Origin of the sequence: Pelomonas sp. KK5 (assembly GCF_001984095.1) — a bacterium.
GTDB lineage: Bacteria > Pseudomonadota > Gammaproteobacteria > Burkholderiales > Burkholderiaceae_C > KK5.
In genome coordinates, this window is sequence record NZ_LYVQ01000255.1 from 1 (window position 1) to 8,648 (window position 8,648).

Annotated in this window: 8 protein-coding genes; 2 read left to right on the forward strand and 6 right to left on the reverse strand. The window is 70.4% G+C overall.

Features of this window, described 5'->3' with window-relative positions; all coding sequences use genetic code 11:
• The 6 genes from B0W88_RS26960 to B0W88_RS26985 all read right to left on the reverse strand — a co-directional run.
• Nucleotides 1-748, reverse strand: a 748-nt coding sequence (locus B0W88_RS26960; protein ID WP_077037667.1) for an SDR family NAD(P)-dependent oxidoreductase, incomplete at its 3' end; no start/stop codon positions are given.
• A 241-nt stretch (nt 749-989) separates the two neighbouring features.
• Entirely contained in the window at nt 990-2,360 is a 1,371-nt protein-coding gene (locus B0W88_RS26965) for a DUF1329 domain-containing protein (protein WP_077037668.1), read from the reverse strand.
• Between the two features lie 16 nt (nt 2,361-2,376).
• Nucleotides 2,377-4,053: a DUF1302 domain-containing protein gene (locus B0W88_RS26970; protein WP_077037669.1), complete on the reverse strand. Its 1,677-nt coding sequence runs from the start codon at nt 4,051-4,053 to the stop codon at nt 2,377-2,379.
• A gap of 53 nt (nt 4,054-4,106) precedes the next feature.
• A complete protein-coding gene (locus B0W88_RS26975) occupies nt 4,107-5,060 on the reverse strand; it encodes a flavin reductase family protein (RefSeq protein ID WP_077037670.1) in 954 nt (317 codons plus the stop codon).
• A 1-nt stretch (nt 5,061) separates the two neighbouring features.
• Nucleotides 5,062-5,823 carry a glucose 1-dehydrogenase gene (locus B0W88_RS26980; RefSeq protein ID WP_077037671.1) on the reverse strand — a complete coding sequence of 254 codons (762 nt, stop codon included), beginning with the start codon at nt 5,821-5,823 and terminating at the stop codon, nt 5,062-5,064.
• A 295-nt stretch (nt 5,824-6,118) separates the two neighbouring features.
• Entirely contained in the window at nt 6,119-7,090 is a 972-nt protein-coding gene (locus B0W88_RS26985; protein WP_077037672.1) for a GlxA family transcriptional regulator, read from the reverse strand.
• Nucleotides 7,091-7,202: 112 nt separating this feature from the next.
• On the opposite strand from B0W88_RS26985, the gene B0W88_RS26990 reads away from it, so the two are divergent.
• Nucleotides 7,203-7,805: a DJ-1/PfpI family protein gene (locus tag B0W88_RS26990; protein WP_077037673.1), complete on the forward strand. Its 603-nt coding sequence runs from the start codon at nt 7,203-7,205 to the stop codon at nt 7,803-7,805.
• 2 nt (nt 7,806-7,807) lie between these two features.
• Nucleotides 7,808-8,648: aminotransferase class III-fold pyridoxal phosphate-dependent enzyme (locus B0W88_RS26995; RefSeq protein ID WP_077037674.1), on the forward strand; the 841-nt coding region annotated here is incomplete at its 3' end.

Genomic DNA, 8,648 nt, shown 5'->3' on the forward strand with positions numbered 1-8,648 from the left:
GATGAGGCAGCAGCCAGAAGCGGCCGGCGGCCACGCCGTCCAGCGCGCGCCTCGCCACTTCCTCGGGCGCCATGCCGTGCGTGGCCAGCGCTTGCTTGAGGCCGCCGGCGAACTGCCCGGCCGCCGTATCCGCATCGGCCGCGAAGCCCGCGGCGATGCCGGTCGCCACCGCGCCCGGGCACAGCACCGAGACCTTGATCGGCAGGCCCGCCGCTGCCAGCTCGAGCTGCAGCGATTCGCTCAGCACGGTCACGCCGTGCTTGCTGACCGTGTAGGGCGCCATCCAGGGGCCGACCAGCAGGCCGCCCATCGAGGAGGTGTTGACGATGTGCCCGCCGCCCTGTCGGACCATCAGCGGCACGAAGGCGCGTACCGCGTGCAGCACGCCGCCGAGGTTGATGTCCAGCGCGCGCTGCCATTGGGAAGCATCGAGTTCCCAGCAGTTTCTGCCGCCGGGCAGCACGCCGGCGTTGTTGAACAGCCAGTCCACGCGGCCGAAGCGCTTTTGCGCCGCATCGCGCAGGCGCTCGATGTCGTCGGCGCGGCTCACGTCCGTGCGCAGCGCCAGCGCCTTGTCGTCGCCCAGCTCGCGCTGCAGCGCCGCCAGCCCGGCCTCATCGATATCGGCCAGCACCAGCCTCGCGCCCTCGCCCGCCAGCGCCCGGGCCAGCGCACGGCCGATGCCCTGCGCCGCGCCTGTCACGACGGCCACGCCGTCGAAGCGCCGCTGTCCTTCTGTCGTCTCCATATCGCTTCTCTTTATCGTCCTCATCGGGTCGGGGCCATTGTTGAAGCGGCCCGGCGGCGCGGCATCGTCCGTTCGGACGTGGCCGCGCCGCCGACGCGCTCGTCCGTCGACGAGCCCTTCGACAGGCTCAGGGCGAACGGTTGCGACGCATGAAAGCCGGCATTCCGGGCCGAGCTCCCCTCGGGGGACCGACCAGGCCCGCCCGCGTCCAGCGCGGCGGGACTGGGCGAGGGGCTCCATTTCAGCGGCCGTCCTCCCGCGCCGCCTCGGCGGTGAACATCGAAGGCTTCAGCGTGCCGCCGTTGAGCACCGGCGGATGCTCGGCCTCGTTGATCAAGCGGTCGGCCATGTAGGCGCCGGAGACCAGGTCGTGGAACACCGCCACGCGGGCCTGCATGAACTGCGCGCCGTAGTCGTAGCTGGAATGCACCATCGAGACGCGCCAGAGCTGGCCGCGGGAGTCGTAGTTGTCGGCCTGCAGCGCCTGCCAGCTGTCCTCGTCGATGAAGAGCACGCGCTTGGCGTACTGGTGGCGGAAACCTTCTTTCAGCACCGCCTCCAGCACCCACACGCGGTGCAGCTCGTAGCGGGTGGCCTCGGGGTTCAGGTGGCCGGGCGTCAGCAGCTCCGCGTACTTGTATTTCGGGTCGTCGATGCGATAGGCGTCGTAGGGCACCAGCATCTCGCGCTTGCCGAGGATCTTCCAGTTGTAGCGCTCGGGCGAGCCGTTGAAGAGGCGGTCGTCGTCGACGGTGCGGAAGCCGCCGGGGCCTTGCGGCATGTCGAAGCCGAAGGCCGGCAGCTGGCGCACGCGCCGGGTGCCGGGGCTGTACTGCCAGGCGCCGCGCGGGTTGGTCTTGTTGTTGAAGTACTCCTGGCCGACGATGATCTCGCCCTTGTTGCGCTCGGGCGCCAGGGTCTTCTGGTAGAAGCTGGTGGACACGCCGTCGGTGCCCTTGTCCGCCGCCGGGTCGTTGCTGGGCGAGAGGATCTTGTAGCCGGTGCGGCCCTTGGCGAGGCTGCCGTTGGCGTAGACCACCGCCTGGTCGTAGGTGGCGTCCTCCTGGAAGGCGCGGGCCGGCATGTTCATGTTCCACAGCAGCTCGAGGCCGGTCTTGGGGATCGGGAATGGCGCGGTGCCACGCAGGCCCTTGACGGCCAGGCCGTCGTCGATCACCTCGGCCTTGACGGCGTTCTCGCGCGAGCGATCGCAGCGCCAGTCGGCCATGCGGAAATCGCGATGGCTGGGGTAGACCGGCAGCTTGTAACTGTTCGGATACTTCTGCAGCAGGGCCTTCTGGCCGTCGGACAGCTTGTCCGCGTACAGCCCCATGTTGGCCGCGGTGACGACGTACAGCGGCTTCTCGTTCGCATACGGGTCGGGGTTGATCGTGCCCGCGCCCTTGTAAGCCACGCCGGCCGGCGCGCCCAGCCATTTGCCGGTGTACTCGGGGATGCTGCCGTCCTTGTTGCCGGCCTTCTCGGCGCCGAAGCAGGTCAGGCCCTTGCCGAGGGCCTCGGCCTCGGCGGGCGTCACGCGGGCGGCGGCGCCCTGCAGCGCGGCGAAGGCCAGCGCCAGCGCGGCGCAGAGCTGGGATGTCTTGCGGTTCATGATCGTGTCTCCTGTCTCAGAAGGTGTACTTGGCGCTGAAGGCGAGGTTGTCGCGGTCGGCCAGGGTGCGGTAGGTCGGGTCCGGCGAGCCGAGGTAGGCGGAGTAGCTCAGGCCCAGCTCGAGGTTGCTCAGGTACTTGAAGGTGGCGCCGATGCTCAGGCGCTTGTCGCCCTTGCCGGTCAGGCTGCCCAGCGCGCCGGGCACGGCGGAGATACCGCTGAACTGCTGGGCGTAGGTGATGGGCACCGAGAGGTCCCAGCCGTTGAACACGTTGTTGTAGCCGGGGGAGACGGTGAACTGCGCGGCCGAGGCCGTCTTCGTGGCGTTGAGGCCGGTCGAGGCGAAGGGCACGGTCGGCGTGCCATAGGCCGGGATGCCGGCGGCCACCAGCGTGGCGCCCTGCACGCCGCCGACGCTCAGGTACACCAGCTCGCCGACATAGGTGGTCGAGTCGGCCAGCCAGCTCGGGCCGTCCGAGTAGATGAAGTTCACTTGCGCCTGGGTGGCGCGGGCGCGCGAGGCGATCGGGCCCAGCGCGGTGTTCACCAGCACTGGCTGGTTCGAGCGCTGGGTGATCTCGCCGCCGATGCTGAAGTCGCCCAACTTGGTGGCGATGCTGGCGCCGGTGAGCTTCACGTCGGCCAGGTAGGCGATGTTGTAGCCGGTGGGCGCGGGGATGTAGGGTGCGGCCGCGGCGGTGGACGGGTCGGGGTTCGGCACCATCACGAAGTTGGTCACCACGCTGGGGTTCTTGTCGTGGTAGCGCAGGTGATAGAGGCCCAGCTCGGTCTCGGTGCCCACACGCAGGCGCGCGCCCAGGCCCCACTGGCCGGAGTTGCGCGGCTTGATGTCGTCCCCGCGCATCGCGTTGAAGCCCTGGGCGATGGCCAGGTACTGGGCGCCGGGGCCGACCACGTCGGCGTAGGAGAAGTAGCTACCCACGGGGTTCAGTTCGTTGGGCTTGTACTCCCACTGCGCATAGGCCATCAGGCTGAGCACCTTGTTGACGCGCAGCGAAGTGGAGACCTGGCCCACCGGCAGCAGGATGTCCTTGACCTCGATGCCCGGCACGGTGGCCTTGGTGGCGTCGACCGGGCCCTGGGCCGCGGCGATGTTCGGGAAGAACAGGCTCTCGCCCCACTGCACGACCTGGCGGCCGATGCGCAGGTCCAGGCTCGACTCCTCGCCCAGCTCGAACTTGCCGTAGGCATAGGCGTCCAGCATGCGGGCGCGCTGGCCCATGTAGTGGCGGGCCTCGTCGGTGAAGGCGTTGTTGGCGCCGCTCTTGTTGACGGTGGCGGGCGAGTCGTTGTCGTTCATGCCGTGGTAGGCCGCGTCGTAGAAGCCGGTGGCGCGCAGGAAGACACCGAGGTTGCGGCGCTTGATGTCCAGCTCGCCGAGCAGGCTCAGGCGGTTCGCGATCAGCGCGCCCTTGCTGAAGTTGCGGTCGCCGTCGTCGGCGTTGACGGTGCTGGGCAGGCCGGTGGCGGGGCTCACCGGGCCGTTGACCAGCGCGTCCGCCGGCGCGGACATGCGGCGGGCCAGGCTGTAGGTGGCGGTCAGCGAGTAGTCCACGCTGAACTCGTCGCCGAGGGTGGCCGAGCCGGCCCAGGCGGGGGCTGCCGCGAGCAGTGCCGCCGCGGCGGCGAGCGAAGTCGGGCGCGGCTGCGCGGGGATCCTGTTCTTCTTCAAGGTCTCGTCTCCATCGTTGTCGTTCAAATATCGATTGGGTTACTTGCCGTTCTTCACACCCAGAGGTCGGGCAGGCCCGCCTCGGTGGACGCCACATAGCGCCGCAGCAGCGTCTTCAGCACCGCGCCGCGGTCGTAGCCGATGGCGCCCAGCACGTCGGCCTCCAGCGCCTTGGCGGCGGCCACCAGCTGCAGCGCGCGGCGGTGGCCGTCCTCGCTGAGCCGGTACAGGCCCTCGCCGTCCTGCTCCACCCAGCCCTTGGCCCGCAGCGCGGCCAGCGCCGGGCCGCAGGGGCCGCCCAGGCTGTAGGCGATGGCGGCGTCGATCGCGGCCTCGTCCAGCCCGGCCTTGAGGCTCAGCGTGGAAGCCACGAACCATTCGGCGTCGCCGATGCCCTGGGCCTCGGCATGCACGCGGAACTGGCGGAAGAACTGGAAGTGCGCGCGGCCCAGCAGGTAGCCGAGGAAGTCCTCGTCGAAGCTGCCGGCCAGGCGCGCGCTGCGCGGCTGCGGCAGCGTGGGATCGTTGTGCGCCGCCAGCGCATAGCGGCCGGCGTGGAAGACCAGCGGCGCGCGCCCGGTGCTGCGCTCGAAGGCGGTCACTTCGCCGACGAAGATCAGGTGGTCGCCGCCCTCGTGCTGGATCGCCGTGCGGCAGGAGAAGCGCGCGGCGCAGCCCTTCAGCAGCGGCACGCCGGCGGCGTCGGTGTCGAGTTCCAGCCCGGCGAACTTGTCCTCGCCGGCGCGGGCGAAGCGGTTGGACAGCGCCTCCTGCTCCGCCGCCAGCACATGCACCGCCCAGTGCGTCGCCTGCTGGAACACCGGCAGCGAGCGGGCCTGGCGGGCCAGGCTCCACAGCACCATCGGCGGGTCCAGCGAGACCGAGTTGAAGCTGTTGGCCGTCAGGCCCACCGGGCTGCCGTCGGCGGCGCGCGCGGTGATCACCGTCACGCCGGTGGCGAAGCTGCCGAGCGCATCGCGGAACTCCCGCGCCGCTGAGGAAAGCATCTCAGTCTCCGGACATCAGATAGCCGTTGTCGACCCGCAATTCCGCGCCGTTGACGAAGCGCGATTCGTCGGACGCGAGGAACAGCACGACGTTGGCCACGTCGATGGGCTCGGCCATGCGGGCCACCTGGTCGGCAGTGATCGTGGATGGATCGACGTTGGCGAACAGGGCCGCCACCATCGGCGTGCGGATGCCGTCCGGGTGCACCGAGTTGCAGCGGATGTTGTAGCCGCGGGCCTTGCAGTAGGCGGCGATATTGCGGGTCAGCGCGGCGACGGCGCCCTTGGAGGCGCTGTAGGCGCAGAAGGCCGACATGCCCGAGATGCCCGCCAGCGAGGACATGTTGACGATCGAGCCGCTGCCGTTGGCCTTCATCTGCTGCACCGCGTACTTGCAGCCGAGGAAGTAGCCGTCGGCATTGATGCGTTGCACCTGCTGCCACATCGCCAGCGTCGTGTCCTCGATGGTGCCGAGCTGCAGGATGGCGGCGTTGTTGACCAGCACGTCCAGCCGGCCGAAGCGCTGCACGGTGGCGTCGACGACGCGCTGCCAGTCGGCCTCGCTGGCGATGTCGTGCCTGACGAACATCGCGTTGTCGCCGATCTCCGCGGCGACCGCGCGGCCACCCTCCTCGTTCAGGTCGGTGATCACGACCTTGGCGCCCTCGCGCGCCAGCAGGATCGCGTCCTCGCGGCCGACGCCGCTGGCGCCGCCGGTGACGATGGCGACCTTGTCCTGTACTCGTCCTTGCCTGTTGCTCATGCGGGTGTCTCCGTTGGGTTGTGTCTGACTAGGGCCTGTTCACACTACGGACAGGGGTCGCGAAGGCCCGGCATACGGGGCCAATCTAGGCGCAGACCGCCGCCCGCACTCGTGTGCGGGCAAGGGCTGCAACAACGAGTGGCCCCGTATGCCGGGCCTTCCCGAAGGGTTGTGATCAAAAGGACCGCAGCCCGCGTTGCAAATCCTCGCCGGGCATCCAGCCCGCCTGCGGTTTGCGCCTTGTCTGCGGCCCTTTTGATCACAACGCGACCCCTGTCCGTAGTGTGAACAGGCCCTAAACGGTCCTGCGGAACGCCGCCGGCGGGCGGCCGAGCAGCCGCTGGAACGAACGTCGCATCCGCTCCGTGTTGCCGAATCCGCATTCCTCGGCAATGCGCTGCACCGAAGGCAGGCCACCCTCCAGCGCGGCACGGGCCGCCTCCACGCGCAGCCGCTCGATCGCATGGGCCGGCGTCATGCCGGTCTCCTCGCGGAAGCAGCGCGCGAAATGGCGCGGGCTCATGCAGGCGCGGGCCGCCAGTTCGTCCACGCGGTGGTCCTGCCCCAGGTGGCGCCGCACATGCTCCAGCAGCGTGCCGAAGCGGCCCTCCGGCCGCTGCAGGTCCAGCAGCGGCGAGAACTGCGACTGACCGCCGGAGCGCCGCCGCTCCACCACCAGCTGCCGCGCCGCCTCGCGGGCCACCTCCTCCCCGCAATCGCGGGCGACCAGGGCCAGGCAGAGGTCGATGCCGGCCGTCATGCCGGCGCTGGTCCAGAGTTCGGGCAGGGGCCGCGGGCCGCGCCGCCGGGCCGGTTCGCGCACGTAGATGCGGTCCGGCTGCAGCTGCACGGCCGGGAACTCGCTGGCGAACTGCCGGCTGCGAGACCAGTGGGTGGTGGCGGTGCGCTGGTCCAGCAGGCCGGCGGCCGCCAGCACCAGACTGCCGCTGCAGATGCTGGCGATGCGCGCGCCGGACTGGCTCGCCCGCGCCAACCAGCGCGTCAGCTGAGTGTCGCGGCAGGCCGCATCGACGCCGTCGCCGCCGATCACCATCACCAGGTCGGCCTCGCCCAGCTGGCGCGGCAGCGCCTGCACCGGCCAGTCCACGCCGGCGGAGCTGCGCACCGTCGGGGCCTGGCTGGACACCAGCCGCCAGCTGTAGCTGCCAGGCTGCGCCAGCAGCGCCACCTCGAAGACGGCCATCGGCCCGGCCAGGTCGAGCTGCTGGAAGCCGGGGAAGAGGACGAAGGCGATGCGGCAGGTCATGGCCTCCGATTCTGCCTTGGCAGGAAAGGTGGGAACTGCGTCATGGCGGTCATCGGCCGCGCGCCGCAAAGTTCGCTCCCATGGCATCGAGACGCGGCAAGGAGGCGCAGGCATGAACATCGGCATCGTGGTTTTCGAAGAGGTGGAGCTGCTCGACATGGCGGGGCCCTACGAGGTCTTCACCACGGCGGCGCGCGTGCATGGCCGCAGCCAGCCGGCCGGGGCGGCGCCGCTGTTCCGGGTGTTCGCCGTGGGCTGCGAGGCCGGCATCGTGTCGGCCCGCGCCGGCCTGCGGGTGCTGCCGGACTGCACGCTGCGCGAGCATCCGCCGCTGGACTGCGCGATCGTCCCGGGCGGCGTGGTGGACGCCGAGCTGGGCCGGCCCGAGCTGATGACCTGGATCGCCGCCCAGGCGGGCAGTGCGCGCATCCTGGCCTCGGTCTGCACCGGCGCGCTGCTGCTGGCCCAGGCCGGCGTGCTGGACGGGCTGGAGGCCACCACCCACTGGGAGGACATCGAGGCGCTGCGCGCGCTGCGGCCGGGCCTGCGGGTGCGCGAGGGCCAGCGCTGGGTGGACCAGGGCCGCATCGTCACCTCGGCCGGCATCTCGGCGGGCATCGACATGAGCCTGCACCTGGTCGAGCGGCTGCACGGCCGCGAACTGGCGCTGCGCACCGCGCGGCAGATGGAATTCGACTGGCAGGAGGCCGCATGAGCATGAAGAAGGACCAGACGGGGCAGCATCTGATCACCATCACCGAGCGGCCCGATCTCGTCTTCGTCGAGGGCCATGGCTCCTGGCTGATCGACGAGAACGGCAAGCGCTACCTGGACCTGGTGCAGGGCTGGGCGGTGAACAGCCTGGGCCACAGCCCGGCGCTGATCGCCGAGGCACTGGCGACGCAGGCGCACAAGCTGCTGAACCCGGGCCCGGCCTTCTACAACCGCCCGGCGCTGGACCTGGCTCGGATGCTGGCGTCGATCAGCGGCTTCGAGCGCGTCTTCCTGTGCAACACCGGCGCCGAGGCCAACGAAGGCGCGGTGAAGCTGGCGCGGCGCTGGGGCAGCAAGATGCGCGGCGGTGCGTCCGGCATCATCGGCTTCGAGCAGGGGTTCCATGGCCGTACGCTGGCGATGATGAGCGCCTCCGGCAAGCCGGGCTGGGATTCGATCTACGCGCCGATGCCGCAGGGCTTCGGCGGCAAGGCGTGGCTCAACGACATCGCCTCGGTGGAGCGCGCGATCGCGCCGGACACGGTGGCCGTGATGATCGAGCTGGTGCAGGGCGAGGCCGGGGTGAATGTGGCCGACCCGGGCTTCGTGCGCGAGCTGCGGGCGCTGACGGCCGAGCGCGAGCTGCTGCTGATCGTCGACGAGGTGCAGACCGGCATCGGCCGCTGCGGCACAGCCTTCGCCCACGAGCTGTACGACATCGAGCCGGACCTGATGACGCTGGCCAAGGGCATCGGCGGCGGCGTGCCGCTGGCGGCGCTGCTGTGCCGGGAGCGCTTCAACTGCTTCGAGCCGGGCGACCAGGGCGGCACCTACTGCGGCAACC

What these genes read in the sequence shown, in the direction of transcription:
- B0W88_RS26985 (WP_077037672.1), bottom strand. Translation starts at nt 7,090, where the DNA reads ATGACCTGCCGCATCGCCTTCGTCCTCTTCCCCGGCTTCCAGCAGCTC.
- B0W88_RS26990 (WP_077037673.1), top strand. Translation starts at nt 7,203, where the DNA reads ATGAACATCGGCATCGTGGTTTTCGAAGAGGTGGAGCTGCTCGACATG.
- B0W88_RS26975 (WP_077037670.1), bottom strand. Translation starts at nt 5,060, where the DNA reads ATGCTTTCCTCAGCGGCGCGGGAGTTCCGCGATGCGCTCGGCAGCTTC.
- B0W88_RS26980 (WP_077037671.1), bottom strand. Translation starts at nt 5,823, where the DNA reads ATGAGCAACAGGCAAGGACGAGTACAGGACAAGGTCGCCATCGTCACC.
- B0W88_RS26965 (WP_077037668.1), bottom strand. Translation starts at nt 2,360, where the DNA reads ATGAACCGCAAGACATCCCAGCTCTGCGCCGCGCTGGCGCTGGCCTTC.